This is a genomic window from Hyalangium ruber, from assembly GCF_034259325.1.
Taxonomy (GTDB): domain Bacteria; phylum Myxococcota; class Myxococcia; order Myxococcales; family Myxococcaceae; genus Hyalangium_A; species Hyalangium_A rubrum.
In genome coordinates, this window is record NZ_JAXIVS010000011.1 from 273,599 (window position 1) to 289,080 (window position 15,482).

The 15,482-nt window shown below is 70.0% G+C and carries 12 protein-coding genes; 10 read left to right on the plus strand and 2 right to left on the minus strand.

Going from position 1 to position 15,482, the window contains the following annotated elements; genetic code table 11:
- Nucleotides 1-95: 95 nt before the first annotated feature.
- From dgt to SYV04_RS29375, 3 genes are all read left to right on the plus strand, one after another.
- Complete coding sequence (dgt, locus tag SYV04_RS29365) at nt 96-1,502, plus strand: dGTP triphosphohydrolase (protein ID WP_321549257.1); 1,407 nt, start codon at nt 96-98, stop codon at nt 1,500-1,502.
- 198 nt (nt 1,503-1,700) lie between these two features.
- Complete coding sequence (locus tag SYV04_RS29370; RefSeq protein ID WP_321549258.1) at nt 1,701-3,692, plus strand: S8 family serine peptidase; 1,992 nt, start codon at nt 1,701-1,703, stop codon at nt 3,690-3,692.
- Between the two features lie 188 nt (nt 3,693-3,880).
- Entirely contained in the window at nt 3,881-4,555 is a 675-nt protein-coding gene (locus tag SYV04_RS29375) for an SOS response-associated peptidase (protein ID WP_321549259.1), read from the plus strand.
- 15 nt (nt 4,556-4,570) lie between these two features.
- On the opposite strand, the gene SYV04_RS29380 is transcribed toward SYV04_RS29375, so the two are convergent.
- A complete protein-coding gene (locus tag SYV04_RS29380) occupies nt 4,571-4,963 on the minus strand; it encodes a DoxX family protein (RefSeq protein WP_321549260.1) in 393 nt (130 codons plus the stop codon).
- 3 nt (nt 4,964-4,966) lie between these two features.
- Nucleotides 4,967-6,472, minus strand: coding sequence for a sigma-54-dependent transcriptional regulator (locus SYV04_RS29385; RefSeq protein WP_321549261.1), 1,506 nt, complete (start codon nt 6,470-6,472; stop codon nt 4,967-4,969).
- 212 nt (nt 6,473-6,684) lie between these two features.
- Here SYV04_RS29385 and SYV04_RS29390 point away from each other — a divergent pair, with 212 nt between their 5' ends.
- The 7 genes from SYV04_RS29390 (at nt 6,685) to cheB (ending at nt 15,481) form a co-directional block, all read left to right on the plus strand.
- Complete coding sequence (locus SYV04_RS29390) at nt 6,685-7,440, plus strand: OmpA family protein (protein WP_321549262.1); 756 nt, start codon at nt 6,685-6,687, stop codon at nt 7,438-7,440.
- Nucleotides 7,441-7,461: 21 nt separating this feature from the next.
- On the plus strand, nt 7,462-7,896 hold the full coding sequence (locus SYV04_RS29395; RefSeq protein WP_321549263.1) for a chemotaxis protein CheW: 435 nt from the start codon (nt 7,462-7,464) through the stop codon (nt 7,894-7,896).
- Between the two features lie 3 nt (nt 7,897-7,899).
- Nucleotides 7,900-8,274, plus strand: a complete 375-nt coding sequence (locus SYV04_RS29400) for a protein CrdC (RefSeq protein ID WP_321549264.1) — start codon at nt 7,900-7,902, stop codon at nt 8,272-8,274.
- Nucleotides 8,271-10,067 carry a methyl-accepting chemotaxis protein gene (locus tag SYV04_RS29405; RefSeq protein WP_321549265.1) on the plus strand — a complete coding sequence of 599 codons (1,797 nt, stop codon included), beginning with the start codon at nt 8,271-8,273 and terminating at the stop codon, nt 10,065-10,067. Before SYV04_RS29400 ends, SYV04_RS29405 begins: the two co-directional genes overlap by 4 nt.
- Nucleotides 10,068-10,070: 3 nt before the next feature.
- Nucleotides 10,071-11,882, plus strand: a complete 1,812-nt coding sequence (locus tag SYV04_RS29410; RefSeq protein WP_321549266.1) for a methyl-accepting chemotaxis protein — start codon at nt 10,071-10,073, stop codon at nt 11,880-11,882.
- On the plus strand, nt 11,879-14,356 hold the full coding sequence (locus SYV04_RS29415) for a hybrid sensor histidine kinase/response regulator (protein WP_321549267.1): 2,478 nt from the start codon (nt 11,879-11,881) through the stop codon (nt 14,354-14,356). Before SYV04_RS29410 ends, SYV04_RS29415 begins: the two co-directional genes overlap by 4 nt.
- A gap of 69 nt (nt 14,357-14,425) precedes the next feature.
- Nucleotides 14,426-15,481 carry a chemotaxis-specific protein-glutamate methyltransferase CheB gene (gene cheB, locus SYV04_RS29420; RefSeq protein WP_321549268.1) on the plus strand — a complete coding sequence of 352 codons (1,056 nt, stop codon included), beginning with the start codon at nt 14,426-14,428 and terminating at the stop codon, nt 15,479-15,481.
- Nucleotide 15,482: the final 1 nt, after the last annotated feature.

A 15,482-nucleotide genomic window follows, 5' to 3' on the forward strand; every position in this document is an offset into this window, starting at 1 on the left:
CGTCCATGCCCTTGAGGCTCCACCGGGAAGGTTGGCGTCCCAAGAGCAGCCGAAGCAGGATGCGCCGCCCGCCACACCGGGAGGAGACAACGGCCATGAGCAAGGAACGCAAAGCGCGCTGGCAGCAGCTGCTATCGGGGCATCGGTTGGGCTCCAGTCGCCCCCCGGGGGAACTCCAGGAAGAGCGCACCGAATTCGACCGCGACTATGACCGCATCGTCTTCTCCAGCGCCTTCCGGCGGCTGCACGACAAGACGCAGGTCTTCCCGCTGTCCACCAGCGACTACACCCCCCGGACGCGGCTGACCCACAGCATCGAGGCCTCGTGCGTGGGGCGCACCCTGGGCCAGCTCGCGGGCAGGGCCCTGCGCACCCAGGGGCTGGTAGAGGTAGAGCCCGCGCACCTGGGCACCCTCGTCGCCGCCGGCTGTCTGGCGCACGATATTGGCAACCCGCCCTTCGGCCACTCGGGCGAGGCCGCCATCCAGCACTGGGCCGAGCAGCATCTCGTGCGCTGGTCGCCCACTCCTGGGGAGAAGCCGAGCCCCTTCGCCACCGAGGCCCAGTGGCAGGACCTGGTGCAGTTCGAGGGCAACGCCCAGGGCTTCCGCATCCTCAATCGGCTCCAGTCCCGCGAGCGCAACGGGGGTCTGCGCTACACCGTCGCCACCCTGGGGGCCATGAGCAAGTACCCGCGCCCCTCCGTCATCCCCGGCCGAAAGCCCGATGAGGGGCGCAGCTCGGAGAAGAAGTTCGGGTACTTCCAGGACGACCAGGAGCTGGCGCACGAGGCGTTCCGCAAGCTCGGCCTGCACGAGCGCGAGCCGGGCGTGTTCTCCCGCCACCCGCTGGCCTTCCTCGTCGAGGCCGCCGATGACATCTGCTACGCCGTCATCGACTTGGAGGACTCGGCCATGCAGGGCCTCATCCCCAAGGAAGAGGCCTGCGCCCTGCTGGAGGGCGTGGCGCGGCGGATGCGCGACTTCTACAGCCCCTCCCAGGAGATGCAGCTCGAGAGCCGCCTGGGCGTGCTGCGCTCGGGCGCGATTGGCGCTCTCATCCACGAGTGCGTGGCCGTCTTCTCCGAGGCCGTGGAGGAGATGGAGCAGGGCCGCTGGGAGCAGTCTTTGGCCTCAGCTCGCCCGGAGGTGAAGGCCCAGCTCAAGGAGATCAAGCGCATCACCCGCCTGAAGGGCTACGAGAGCGAGCGCGTGCTCCAGATCGAGAGCGCCGGCTTCAAGACGCTGGGCGGGCTGCTGGACATGTTCGCCTCGGCCGTCATGGAGGATGCGCCCAACAAGGAGCAGAAGAAGCTGCGCCAGCTGCTGCCCATCGACTTCCTGCAGCGCCCCGGCGCCCACCAGCCGGACCGCGACAAGGCCATAGGTAGTCTCTCTCCCTACCAGCGGCTCCTCTGCGTTACCGATTACATCTCGGGCATGACGGATGGTTTCGCGGTGGAGCTCTACCAGCGGCTCTCCGGCATCAAACTTCCCTCGTGAGTCGGGTCGGCTCTCGCCACCCGGTTGCAAATAGGGAACTTTGTAAATTTGCGACAAACCGAGAAAGAACGTGCTGAAAGGAAAAAAGAGGTTTTTACATTAGTGGGGATTGACCGTGTTTGAAGACAACGTGTAGTTTCACGCGCGGTTTCACCGGCGGTTCAAGCCGCCATCGCACCCGCAATCCCCCGAGGTCGTATGAAGCGTTTCAAGCAAGCTGCGTGCACCTTCTCTCTCCTCGCTGCCAGCGCCTGCGGTACCGGCATGGAGCAGGACGTAGAGGCCACCGAGCCCAAGCAGGAGATCGGCCAGATGGCCCAGCTGCTGCGCAGCCCCCGGGCCATCCCGAACCGCTACATCGTCGTCCTGAAGAGCGACCTGAAGGAGACGATGCAGGTCAGCGCCGCTGGGATCGCCCAGGAGATGTCGATCGCGCGCGGCGGCAAGGTGCTCCACACCTACCAGAACGCCATCAAGGGCTTCGCGGTGGAGATGCCCGAGGCGCGCATGCGCGAGCTGCTCGCCGATGAGCGCGTGGCCTACATCGAGGAGGACCAGATCCTCGTCGCCACCGGTACCCAGACGGGCGCCACGTGGGGCATCGACCGCACGGACCAGAACAACCTGCCGCTCAACAGCACCTACAACTACGCGAACACCGCCAACAATGTTCACTCGTACATCGTCGACACGGGCGTGCTGACGAGCCACAGCGAGTTCACGGGCCGCATCGGCAACGGATTTGACGCCGTGACTTCCGGCGGCACCGCCAATGACTGCAACGGCCACGGCACCCACGTGGCGGGCACGGTGGGCGGCACCACCTACGGCATTGCCAAGGGCACCATCATCCACCCGGTGCGCGTGCTGGACTGCAACGGCTCGGGCACCACCGCGGGCGTCATCGCCGGCGTGGACTGGGTGAAGAACAACCACATCAAGCCGGCCGTGGCGAACATGAGCCTCGGTGGCGGCGCCTCGCAGACGCTGGATGACGCGGTCGCCGCGGCCGTCAGCGCGGGCGTGACGTTCGCGGTCGCCGCGGGTAACGACAACGGCGATGCCTGCACCAAGTCGCCTGCGCGTACCCCGACGGCCATCACCGTGGGCTCCACCACCAACACGGACGCCCGCTCGTCGTTCTCCAACTACGGCACCTGCCTCGACATCTTCGCGCCGGGCTCGAGCATCACCTCGGCGTGGCACACGGGCGCCACCGCCACCAACACCATCAGCGGCACCTCGATGGCCAGCCCGCACGTGGCCGGCGTCGCGGCGCTGTACCTGAGCGCCAACCCCGCCGCCACGCCGCAGCAGGTGCGTGACGCGCTGGTCAACAACGGCTCGGCCGGCAAGGTGACCGACGCGAAGACGGGCTCGCCCAACGTGCTGCTCTACAGCGGCTTCATCGGCGGCGGCACGCCGGGTGACACCACGCCTCCGACCACCAACCTGACGGCTCCGTCGGGCGGCGCCACCCTGAGCGGCACCACCACCGTCAGCGCCAACGCCGCCGACAACGTGGCCGTGAGCCGGGTCGACTTCTACGCCGGCGCCACGCTGATCGGCAGCGACTCCACCTCGCCCTACAGCATCAGCTGGAACACCGCGGGCGTGTCCAACGGCAGCTACGCGCTGACCAGCCGGGCCTTCGACGCCTCGGGCAACAGCGCCAACTCGGCGGCCGTCAACGTCACGGTGAGCAACACCACCGGCTCGTGCTCCACCACGACCAACCTGCTGCTCAACCCGGGCTTCGAGAGCGCGGGTAACTGGACGACCAGCTCGGGCGTCATCGCCGCCACCGCCAACGCGCGCACCGGCGCTCAGGCGGCGTGGCTGAACGGCTACGGCACGACGATGACCGACTTCGCCTACCAGGACATCACCATCCCGTCGACGGCCTGCAGCGCCTCGCTCAGCTTCTGGGTGAAGATCACCAGCTCCGAGACGACCACCGTCACGGCCTACGACAAGCTGACCGTCCAGGTCCGCAACAGCGCCAACACGGTGCTGTCGACCCTGGCCACCTACAGCAACCTGAACAAGGGCACGGCCTACGTGCAGCGCACGTTCGACCTGGCCGCGTACAAGGGCCAGACGATCCGCGTGTACTTCAACGGGACCGAGGACTCGTCGCTGGCGACGAGCTTCTTCCTGGATGACACCTCGCTGAACATCACCCAGTAATCACCGCCCTTCTGGGACATTCGCCGGCGTGGGTTCGGAGCTTCTCCGGCCCACGCCGGTTTTCTTTTGCGGGGTGCGACGGGGCGCTGGCTCGGCTGGCCGGTTTCCCGGGCAGCTTGTTCCAGTGGTGTACGGATCACCCCTCGTGAGGCTTGGTGGCGCCCGGAGTCGGGGCGATACTCCGGGCCATGTGTGGACGTGTCACCGTGCAGACCTCGGCAGTGGAGCTCGCGCGCGAGTTCGCCCTCACCAGCGTGCGCGCGTCGATTGATCGCCCCCGGTTCAACCTGGCGCCCACCCAGCTCATCCCCGTCGTCATCAATGACGGAGAGCGGATGCTGGACGCCTACCGCTGGGGGCTCATCCCGTCCTGGGCCAAGGACGCCTCCATCGGCAACAAGCTCATCAACGCGCGGGGCGAGACGGTGTCCGAGAAGCCCAGCTTCCGCGCCGCGCTCCGGCGCCGCCGCTGCATGGTGCTCGTCGATGGCTGGTACGAGTGGAAGCAGACGACCAAGCCGAAGACGCCCTTCTTCTTCCACCGCAAGGACCACAAGCCCTTCGCCCTGGCCGGGCTGTGGGAGGAGTGGACCGCTCCGGACACCGGCGAGGTGGTGCGCTCCTGCACCCTCATCACCACCGGCCCCAACGCGCTGATGGCGCCCATTCACGACCGGATGCCCGTCATCCTCCCGCCGGGCGCGCAGGAGATGTGGCTGCGCTCGGAGCCGATGGAGCCCTCGGTGCTCCAGCCGCTGCTCACGCCGTTCGCGGAGGAGATTCTGGAGGCCTACGAGGTGGCGCGCGTGGTCAACTCGCCCGCCAACGACGTGCCCGACTGCGTGCTGCGCGTGGCGGCGTAGGCGAGAGCAGGGGCGCTACGCCTTGCGCCGCACCTTGGCGTCGAGGCTCCAGGGGCCCGCGCCGCCGAGGATCAGCGCCACGAAGACCGTCAGGAAGAGCAGCGGCTTCTCCATGGCCGAGAACGGGTCCGCCTGGTGCCGGTAGGCGGCGACGATCATGGTGAAGCTGGCGAAGGCCGCCACGGGGCGGGTGAAGAGCCCCAGGGCGATGAGTATCCCGCCAACCACCTCGGTGAGCACCGCGCACCAGGCGAAGAAGGTGGGCATGGGAAAGCCGAGCGAGCCCACGCGCTGGATGAAGGGCGTCAGGTCTCCCATGGCCTTGGGTATGCCGTGCGCCGCGCAGAGCATGACTCCGAAGACGATCCGCACCAGCGTCCAGCCCGCGATCCAATTACGCCCCAGCATGTCTCAGTCTCCGCTGCTTCCAGGTGAAGGGTCCTTGTCGGCCGCGCTGCGACGCAGGCCGAGCGCCTTCATCTTCTTGTAGAAGTGGCCGCGCTCCAGATCCAGCAATCGCGCCGCCTCGGTCACGTTGTCCTGCGTGTGCGAGAGCGCGTGGAGGATGATCTCCCGCTCCGCGTCCTCCACCTGCTCGCGGAAGGTCCGGTCCACCCGGGGGCGGAAGCCCGTGGGGGCCGGTGGCTCCGGCGCGCGCGGCAGGGCCGGCTCGGAGGCGGCAATGGCCGCGTTGGGGAGCGGTGGGGGCAGGGGAGAGGGTACCGCGCTGAGGGGTGGGGGAGCCGAGAGGCCCCGGCCCCGGGGAAGCAGCTCCAGGGCCTCGTTGCCGGAGACGACCGGGCCCTCGCAGAGGATGGCCAGCCGCTCCACCAGGTTGCGCAGCTCGCGCACGTTGCCCGGGTAGTCATAGGAGGCCATCACCGAGAGCGCCTCCGCCGAGAGCGTCAGCGGCTTGCGCCCGTTGCGCGCGCACGCCTCCTTCAGGAAGGTGTCGATGAGGTCCGGCAGGTCCTCGCGCCGCTCGCGCAGCGGGGGCGAGTGAATCTGCACCACGTTGATGCGGTAGTAGAGGTCCTCGCGGAAGTGGCCCCCGGAGATCTCCTTCTCCAGGTTCTTGTTCGTCGCGGCGATGACGCGCACGTCCACCTTGATGGTCTCGGCGCCGCCCACGCGCTCCAGCTCGCCCTCTTGCAGCACGCGCAGCAGCTTGGCCTGCATGGCCGCCGGCATGTCGCCGATCTCGTCCAGGAACAGGGTGCCCTCGTGCGCCAGCTCGAACTTGCCGCGCCGCACGCTCACCGCCCCGGTGAAGGCGCCCTTCTCGTGGCCGAACAGCTCGCTCTCGATCAGCTCGTGCGGCACCGCGGCGCAGTTGAGCTTCACGAAGGGGGCGCCCTTGCGCCGCGAGTTCTGGTGCAGCGCCCGGGCGATGAGCTCCTTGCCGGTGCCGTTCTCGCCGGTGATGAGCACCCGGCCCTCGGAAGGCGCCGTGCGCTGGATGAGCGAGAAGATGCGCTGCATGGCCGGGCCGCCGCCCACCATGTCGTAGCGGCTCATCTGCGAGCGCAGCTCCTGCAACTCCTCCATGACGGCCTGGTGCTTGAGCGCGTTGCGCAGCGCCACCAGCAGTCGGTCGCGGGCGATGGGCTTCTCCAGGAAGTCGCGCGCCCCCAGCTGCGTGGCCTTCACCGCCGTGTCGATGGTGCCGTGGCCCGACATCATGATGACGGGCAGCTCCGGCTTCATCTCGTGCAGCCGGCCCAGGGCCGTCAGCCCGTCCATGTCCGGCATCTTCACGTCCATGAGGATGGCGTCCACCGGCCGGGCGGAGACCACGTCCAGGGCCACCTGCCCCGAGCTGGCCAGCTCCGTGCGGTAGCCCGCCAGCTGCAGCGACTGGCTCAGCGTGAGCAGGATGTTCTTCTCGTCATCGACGATGAGGACGGACGCGGGCATGCGGTGTGGACCTCGGGCCGGCACGGTGTGGCCGCCGTGCCACACTGTCTGGGAAGCTCGTAGGGGTTTCAAGGACTTCGGCGGAGCTTGCCCGCTGCGCTGCAAGGCTTCGGCCGGGTCAAATTGCTTTGACTCGATCGGCTGCTACGACTACACGCCTCGCCGATGACCCGCCCAGCAGGCGGGCACCTGATTTCGCGCAGGAGGGAACGATGCGTCAGATTTCGATGGTGGCGGGGCTGGCCCTTGCCGTGGTGGTGCTGAGCGGTTGTCCGTCCACTCCCACCTATCCCAAGTGCGAGAACGACACGCACTGCCAGGAGAAGGGCGAGGTCTGCGTCCAGGGGCAGTGCCAGGAGTGCGCCACGGACGCCAACTGCAAGGAAGGCTTCACCTGCCAGGCGAACAAGTGTACGCCCAAGGGCCCGGAGTGCACCACCGACACCCAGTGCGGCAGCGGCCGCATCTGCGAGGCGGGCAAGTGCGCCACCGCCCAGTGCGCGGCCGACACCCAGTGCCCCTCCGGCAGCAAGTGCGAGCGCGGCCGCTGCCAGGCGCCGCGTGACACCTGCTCCAGCAACGCCGACTGCGGCGAGGGCCAGCAGTGCCAGAATGGCCGCTGCGTGTCCGGTGGCGCCTCGCAGTGCAGCTGGGAGCCGATCTCCTTCGGCTTCAACGAGTCCAACCTCACCTCCGAGGCCCAGAGCCGCCTGTCCACCCTGGCCGAGTGCCTGAAGGCCTCGGGCGAGAAGGTCACCCTCGAGGGCCACGCCGACGAGCGCGGCACCGAGGAGTACAACCTCCAGCTGTCCAACCGCCGCGCCGCCTCGGTCAAGCGCTACCTCACCGACCTGGGCATCGCCTCCAACCGCCTGCAGGCGGTGGGCTTCGGCGAGACTCGCCCGCTCAGCACCGCCTCAGACGAGGAAGCGTGGGGCCAGAATCGCCGCGTCGAGTTCCGCCGCTAATCTGAGGTAGGCTGTCGCCCGATGGGCGTACCTGAGTCTGAAGCGCGACAGTCCTACCTTGTATTCGCATGTGGGAGTAGTTGGTATGCGGTGCCTGCGGAGAGCGCGGCGGAGGTCGTTACCTTCCCCGAGCTGACGCGGGTACCGGGTGCCCCGTCACACCTGCTGGGGGTGTTCGCCCATCGCGGCGAGGTCATCCCCGTGGTGGACATGGGGCTCCTGGTGGGCACGGGCAGCCAGTCCACGCGCCGAGCGGTGCTGGTGCGGCTGCCGCGCGGCACGCTGGCGCTCACCGCCAGCACCGTGGCGGGCGTGTCCCCGGTGTCCGGCACCCTCGAGCCGTTGGGAGCCAATGGCGTCCACGTCCACCTGCGGGGCCCGGCCAAGGGCGCCCAGCGGGACGTGGCGGTGATTGACCCCGACGGGCTGTTCGAGCACCTGAGCCAGGGAGGCTGAGCCATGCCGGGCCAGCACCTCGCCGGGACGCTGCTCTGCCATGCGGGCCCGTTCCGCATCGCCTTTCCCGCCCAGGACGTGGCGGTCATTGATGCGCCCGCGCTGCATGCGGGCCGCTCGCGCTCGGCGCGCGAGGCGTTCGGAGAGCTTCCGGCCGCGGCGCGGGTGCTGCTGGCGCCCTCGGGAGAGACGGTGGGCGTGGACACGCTGGAGATCGACTCGGAGGTTCATCGGGTGATGGACACGCCGCCGGTGCTGGCGCGGCTGGCGGGCGGCAGCCTGCTGGGCTTCATCTACACGCGGGGCGCGCTCTGGCCGCTGGTGCGGCTGGTGGACTTCGAGCACTACCTGTCTGGCGCCGCTCGGGAGGCCGCATGAGCACGCCCTCGGGGCTCAAGGGGCTGGCGGGGTGGATGACGCGGCCGTCCTGGCTGGGCGGCGGCGTGGGGCTCGTGCTGGCGCTGGCGCACTGGCAGATGTCCCAGACGCTGCCCTCCAGTTCCTGGGGCTACTTCCTGGCGCTGCTGGCGCTGGCGCTGGGCTCGAGCCTGGGGCTGACCAGCCTGATGGAGCGGCGCGCGCTGCGCGTGCTCTGGGCGATCGAGAAGGGCCGCTTGCCGCCCACGATGGAGAACCTGCGCCAGGCGCTGCAGGAGGCGCGCGCCATCCCCGAGCGCTGCTTCTGGTTCACCCTGCAGGCGTGGTTGGGTGGGGTGCTGTTGGTGGCCATCGCCGTGGTGCCGCTGACGGAGGCGCAGTGGACGCTGGGCCTGCGCGTGGGGGCGGTGGCCCTGAGCCTGGGGCCCTTGAGCGCCATGCTCGTCTACCTGCTGGTGGTGCGCCGCAGCCGCAAGGCCGCCGAGCGCATCGCCGAAGAGGGGCTCTCGGCTCTGGAGTTCATCTCCGCGGTGCCGCCCCAGCGGCAGAACATCCGCCGCCGGCTGATCATCTTCACCGCCATCGCCGTGCTCAGCCCCTCCATCTTCATCCTCGACGTGTCGATCGCCCGCGCGGTGCGGGTGATGGACAAGATGCTGGAGGCGCCGGACTGGCAGGCACAGCAGGCGGTGGTGGCGCACGCCCGGAGCTCCGGGAGCCTGGCGCTGGGGCTGATGTCCGGCATCGTCATCCTCCTGGTGCTGGGGACGGCGTACGTGGCCGGCACCGCGCTGTCCGAGCCGCTGCGCGCCATCACCGAGGACGCCACGCGCATCGCCCGGGGAGACCTGCGCCCGCCGCGTGTCATCCCCTCGGAGGACGAGGTGTGGGCCGCCTCGGCCGCCTTCGTGCGGATGCAGGCGCAGCTGGGGCAGGCGCTGGCGCAGATGCGGCGCGCCGGCATGCAGATCTCCAGCACCACCGAGCAGCTGGTGGCCACCTCCACCGAGCAGGAGTCGGGTGCGGACGAGCAGGCCAGCTCGCTCAACGAGACGAGCGCCACCACGGAGGAGCTGGCCCGCTCCGCGCAGCAGATCGCCGGTAATGCCGAGTCGGTGGCCGGCATCGCCGAGCGCACGTTCTCGGCGGCCCAGGGTGGCCAGCGCAACGCGGCGGCCTTCCTCACCGCCATGCAGCGGATGAAGGAGGACAACCAGGCCATCGCCGACGCGGTGGTGCGGCTCAACAAGCGCGTGCAGCAGATCGGCAAGGTGGTCGAGTTCATCAACGAGATCGCCGACAAGTCGGACCTTTTGGCGCTCAACGCGGAGTTGGAGGGCACCAAGGCGGGCGAGGTGGGCCGAGGCTTCTCGCTGGTGGCCGCGGAGATGCGCCGCCTGGCCGAGAACGTCATCCGCTCCACGCGCACCATCGAGCAGCTCATCGAGGAGATCCGTGACGCCACCCACGCGGCGGTGATGGCCACCGAGGCGGGGCTGAAGACGACGGAGGCGGGCACGATGCTGGCGGCCCAGGTGGACGAGAGCCTGAGCCTCATCCTCGAGCTGGCGCGGCAGACGAGCCACGCGGTGCGCTCCATCTCGCTGGCCACGCAGCAGCAGCAGACGGGTACGGATCAGCTCGCCGCCGCCATGGGCGACATCCTCCGCGTCACCGAGCAGAACGCCGCCGCCACCAAGCAGATGGTGGCCGCCAACAGCGATCTGTCCTCGCTGGCGCGCGACCTCAAGCTCGTGGTGGAGCGCTTCCAGCTCGCCGGCAGGGAGGGCTAGCCCATGAGCTCCACCTCTGCGCGCCACCGGGCTTTCTTCAGCCGTCACCTGGTCATCCCCGTCACCCTCGCCAACATGGTGGGGGCGGCGCTGGCCTGCCACTACGCCTGGCTCACCCTGGAGGAGAAGCTCCAGGGGGCCTTCCACCTGTTCGTGGGTTTGGGCTCGGTGGCGTGCGTCATCGCCATGGCCGTGGGTGGCATCCTGCTGCGCCGCCGCCTTCACGTGCTGCGCGGGCTGGAGCGGGGCGAGTTCTCGCCCACATCGGAGCGGCTGTCGCAGGCCGTGGCCGAGGCGACGGGCGCCGCCGACTCCAGCTTCGTCACCTCGCTTATCCTCTGGCTTGCCACCACGGTGCTCCTGGGCGTGCTGGTGGGGACGATGGGCCAGGGGGGCTGGAGCGCGGGGCTGGGCGTCGCCGGGCTGGGGTTGTTGTTCGGCCCCATCACCTCGCTGCTCGTGCTGTGCCTCGTCACCCTGCGGGCGCGCCGCGTGGTGCTCTGGCTCGGGGAGCTGGGGCTCAGCCAGTCGCAGATCATCGCCGCCATGCCCCGGCGGGCGCAGATCCGCACGCGGCTCGTCATCTTCACCGCCATCGCCGTGCTGACGCCCGCGGTGCTCTCGGCCAACCTGGCCTCGGCGCTGGCGGAGCATGCCTATGAGGAGGTGCTCTCCACCCCCCAAGAGGCCCAGCCCCAGCGCGTGCGGCAGCTCCGGGTGGAGGCGCTCACCTCCGGTGGGGCGCTGTGCCTGCTGGTGTTCGCGCTGGCGCTCACCACCGCGTACCTGGGCAGCACGCTGGTGGGGCGCCCCATGCGCCAACTGGCCGACGAGGCGCGCCGCATCGCCGACGGAGACCTGGCCACCCCGCGCCTCATCACCGCCGAGGACGAGTCGTGGGCCGTCTCCGCCGCCTTCGCGATGATGCGGGCGCACCTGGCCGATGTGCTCTCGCAGTTGCAGCGCGCCGGCGCGCAGATCAGCGCCACCACCGAGGAGATCCTCGCCACCTCCGGTCGCTACGAGGCCGGCGCCGCCGAGCAGGCCAGCTCGCTGGATGAGACGAGCGCCACCACCGAGGAATTGGCCCGCTCCGCGCGGCAGATCGCCGAGAACGCCGGCTCGGTGGCGGAGATCGCCCAGCGCACGCTGGCCGCTGCTCAGGCGGGGCAGGGCAGCGCCGAGGCCTTCCTGTCCTCCATGAGCCGCATGCGCAACGACAACCAGGCCATCGCGGGCGCGGTGACCCGGCTCAACAAGCGCGTGCAGCAGATCGGCAAGATCGTCGAGTTCATCAACGGCGTGGCCGATAAATCGGACCTTTTGGCGCTCAACGCGGAGTTGGAGGGCACCAAGGCGGGCGAGGTGGGCCGGGGCTTCTCGCTGGTGGCCGCGGAGATGCGCCGCCTGGCCGAGAACGTGCTCGAGTCCACCAAGGAGATCGAAGGCCTCATCGAGGAGGTGCGCGAGGCCTCGCGCGCCGCCGTGGCGGCCACCGGTGGCGGCGTGCGCGCCACGGAGACGGGCACCTCGCTGGCACAGCAGGTCTCCGAGTCGCTCAAGCAGATCGTCGATCTGGCCGGGCAGACCTCCGACGCGGTGCGCTCCATCTCGCTGGCCACGCAGCAGCAGCAGACGGGTACGGATCAGCTCGCCGACACCATGGCGGACATCCTCCGCATCACCCAGCAGAGCCTCAACGCCACCAAGCAGGTGAGCACCGCCAACGGGGACCTGTTGGTGCTCGCGCTGGATCTGCGCAACGTGGTGGAGCGCTTCCAGATCGGGCAGGGGCAATCGAGGGGTGACGGGTGACACCTCGAGATCGTCTGCTGAAGCAGTTCCGGGACCTGGTGGGCGTACGGCTCGACAAGATCAACCGCTCCATCGTGGAACTGGAGGCCACAGGGAACGTGGAGACGGGGCGCAAGGCGCTCCGGGAGCTGCACGGCCTCAAGGGCGAGGCCCGGATGATGGGCTTCGACAGCATCAACGTGCTCGTCCACGAGATGGAGGAGCTCGTCCGCTCCATCGAGCCGGCCCAGTACGCCCTGTCCCATGACTCCGCCGACGCGCTGCTCAAGTCCGCCGACGCGGTGACGATCCTCTCGGGGCTGGTGGCCTCGGACGACGCGCCCGAGGTGGAGAAGCTGGTGTCGTGGCTGCGTGAGCGCACCCGGGTGGAGCAGACCCAGCTCGGAGGCCCGCCCCCCGAGCCGGTGGTGATTCCGGCCGTCACGAAGTCCCCGACTGTCGGCGGGCCTCGGACGCCCGTTCCGCTGGCGAACCCGCCGCCCCGCACGCCCACTCCGGCCAAGGGGGCCCCGCGGATCTCCACGCCCGTGCCCCTGCCGCAGGGTTCCCTCGGTTCGACCGGGACGGCGACCGGGCAGTCCGTGGCGACGCACGCCAAGGCGCTCCAGGGGGCAGCGCTTCAAGGGACGACGGCTCAGCCGCAGGGGGCCACTCCCGCGACCGGGGGCAACCCCGTGCGACGGACCCCTCCGAATCCGGAGCCCTCCACGCCGCTCAAGGCTCCCGCGCCCGCGCCTTCAGGGCCCGGGCCCAACGCGGCGGTGCAGCCTCCGCGGCCGGAGCCTCGCGCCGACAGCTCGGTCCGCATCGAAGCCGCGAGCCTGGACCTGCTCACCAGCGCCGCCACCAACCTCAAGCAGGTGGCGCGTCGGCGGGAGCTGGCCAATGGCAAGCGCCTCGCGCTGGCCCGGGAGCTGACCCAGCTGGCCCGCGAGGCCGAGGACCTGGGCCCCGCGGCGGCGGCGCTGGCGGCGCGACTGGGCAAGGCCAAGGAGCTGGCCGCCGCGCTGCACCGCGAGTCGAAGCTGCTGGCCAACGAGGAGCTGAGGGACCTGGGGCAGGTGGTCGAAGAGGTGCAGCGCATCCGCATGCTGCCGCTGTCGGTCCTCTTCGAGCCGTACCCGCGCATGGTGCGCGACCTGGCCCGCGAGCTCGGCAAGGAAGTGGAGCTGGTGACGGACGGCGAGGACACCCGCGCCGACCGCGCCGTGGTGGAGGCGCTGAGAGATCCGTTGCTGCACCTCATCCGCAACGCGCTGGACCATGGCCTGGAGTCGCGGGTGGACCGGGTCGGGTCGAACAAGCGCCCCAAGGGCTGCCTCACGCTGCGCGCCTCGCGAGAGGGCAACCGCATCATCCTGCGCGTCGAGGATGACGGCGTGGGCCTGGACACGGGCATGCTGCGCAAGGTGGCCGTGCGCCGGGGCTTCCTGGACGAGGGGGCAGCCAGCGCGCTCACCGAGGGGCAGGCGCGCGAGCTCATCTTCATCTCCGGCTTCTCCTCGCGAGACGTCACCACCGACATCTCCGGGCGCGGCGTGGGGCTGGACGCGGTGCGCAGCGCGGTGCAGAGCCTGGGCGGAGACGTCAGCGTCGAGTCCGCGCCGGGCTGGGGCACCATCTTCGAGATCCGCGTCCCCGTGTCCCTCACGGTGGCGCCGCTGCTCTTCGTGAAGGCGGGGGAGGAGACGCTGGCCCTGAGCGCCTCCCACGTCTCCCGGGCGCTCAAGCTGGAGCTGTCCTCGATGAGCGAGATCGCCGGCCGGCCCGCGCTGGACGTCGAGGGCCGGGTGTTGCCCTTCGCGCACCTCTCGGCCCTGCTGGGGCTGGCCCCCGAGCGACCTCCCGCCGAAGGCGAGCTGGTGCTCGTCGTGCGCAGCCAGGGCGTCACCGCCGCGCTGGCCGTGGAGCGGGTGCTGGAGGAGCGCGTCCAGGCCATCCTCCCCCTCAAGGGGCTGCTCGCGCGCTTCTCCCACCTCACCGGCGCCACCACGCTGGCGGATGGACGGCTGGCGATGGTGCTCTCGGCCGCCTACCTGACCGCCGGCGCCCACGGCTCCGTCTCCATCAAGCTGCCGCGCGCCGCCCCGCGCACCGTCGAGGTCCAGCGCCGCCGCATCCTGGTCGTGGACGACTCCCCCCTCACCCGCGAGCTCATCTCCGCCCTCCTGGAGGCGGTGGGGTACGACATCATCACCGCCTCGGATGGGGTGGAGGCCCTCCACCAGCTCTCCCTGCACCCGGTGGACCTCGTGGTGACCGACCTCGAGATGCCTGGGTTGGATGGCCTGGAGCTGACCCGCCAGCTCAAGAATCACGAGAAATTTAACCGACTTCCGGTCATCATTCTCACCACGCGTGGAGGTGAGGAGGACCGGAAGCGGGGGTTGGCGGTGGGGGCGAACGGCTACATCACCAAGGGGGACCTGGTCCGCCAGGACCTGGTGGACGTGGTGAAGCGGCTGTTGGGCTGAAGGCTCCCCTAAGGACAGGGGATGGCATTGGGTATACTCCCCGCCGCGCGCACGGGGTATGCACTGGTCATGGGCAAGAAAGTGTCGGTGCTGGTGGTCGATGATTCGCTCATCTGCCGACAGCTCATCTGCGAAGCGCTGAGCCAGGACCCGGATCTCCAGATCGTCGGGACGTGCGCTGACGGCAAGGAGGCGGTGGCTCGCGTCAAGGAGCTGCGCCCGAACGTCGTCACCATGGACGTGGACATGCCGGTGATGGACGGGCTCACCGCCGTGGAGCACATCATGGCGGAGAGCCCCACGCCCATCCTGGTGCTCACGGCGGATCCGCGCTCGCAGGCCCCGGAGCTGACGTGTCGGGCGCTGGAGCTGGGCGCGTTGGGGTTGCGCGTCAAGCCGTCCATCGACGACGGGCTGGAGGCGTGGAACCTGGCCAAGGAGCTGAAGCTGCTGGCCTCGGTGCGCGTCATCCGCCACCTGCGCGGCCCCAAGCGCGCGCCGCCACCCAAGCAGGACGGGCCCTCGGCGCTGCTTCCGGCCAACGTGGGCGTGGTGGCGGTGGCGGCCTCGACGGGTGGCCCTCAAATCCTCCACCGGATGCTGGCGGACCTGCCCGCGGACTTCCCGGCGCCCATCGCCATCGTCCAGCACATCAACGCCGCCTTCGCCGAGTCGCTGGCGGGCTGGCTCGCCAACTCCTCGCGCCTGAAGGTGCGGCTGGCCCAGGACGGCGAGCTGCTGATGCCGGGCCACGTGCTCATCGCCCCGCCGGGCATGCACATGGTCATCCCCTTCCGGGGGCGCGTGTCGCTCAAGCCGGGCGTGGAGCGCGATGGGCACATGCCCTCGGGCACGGTGCTGCTGGAGAGCGCGGCGAAGGCGTACGGGCGCCGCGCCCTGGGCGTCATCCTCACCGGCATGGGCGAGGACGGCGCGGCGGGCATGGCCGCCATCAAGGCGGCCGGAGGCGTCACCGTGGCGCAGAACGAGGAGTCCTGCGTGGTGTTCGGCATGCCGGGCGCGGCCGTGGAGCGCAACGCCGTGGACCACCTCGTCCCCGGGGATGAGGTTGCCGCCGCGCTGCTGCGGCTCACGCGCGGTGAACCCCTCGCCGCGGGGCGGTGAA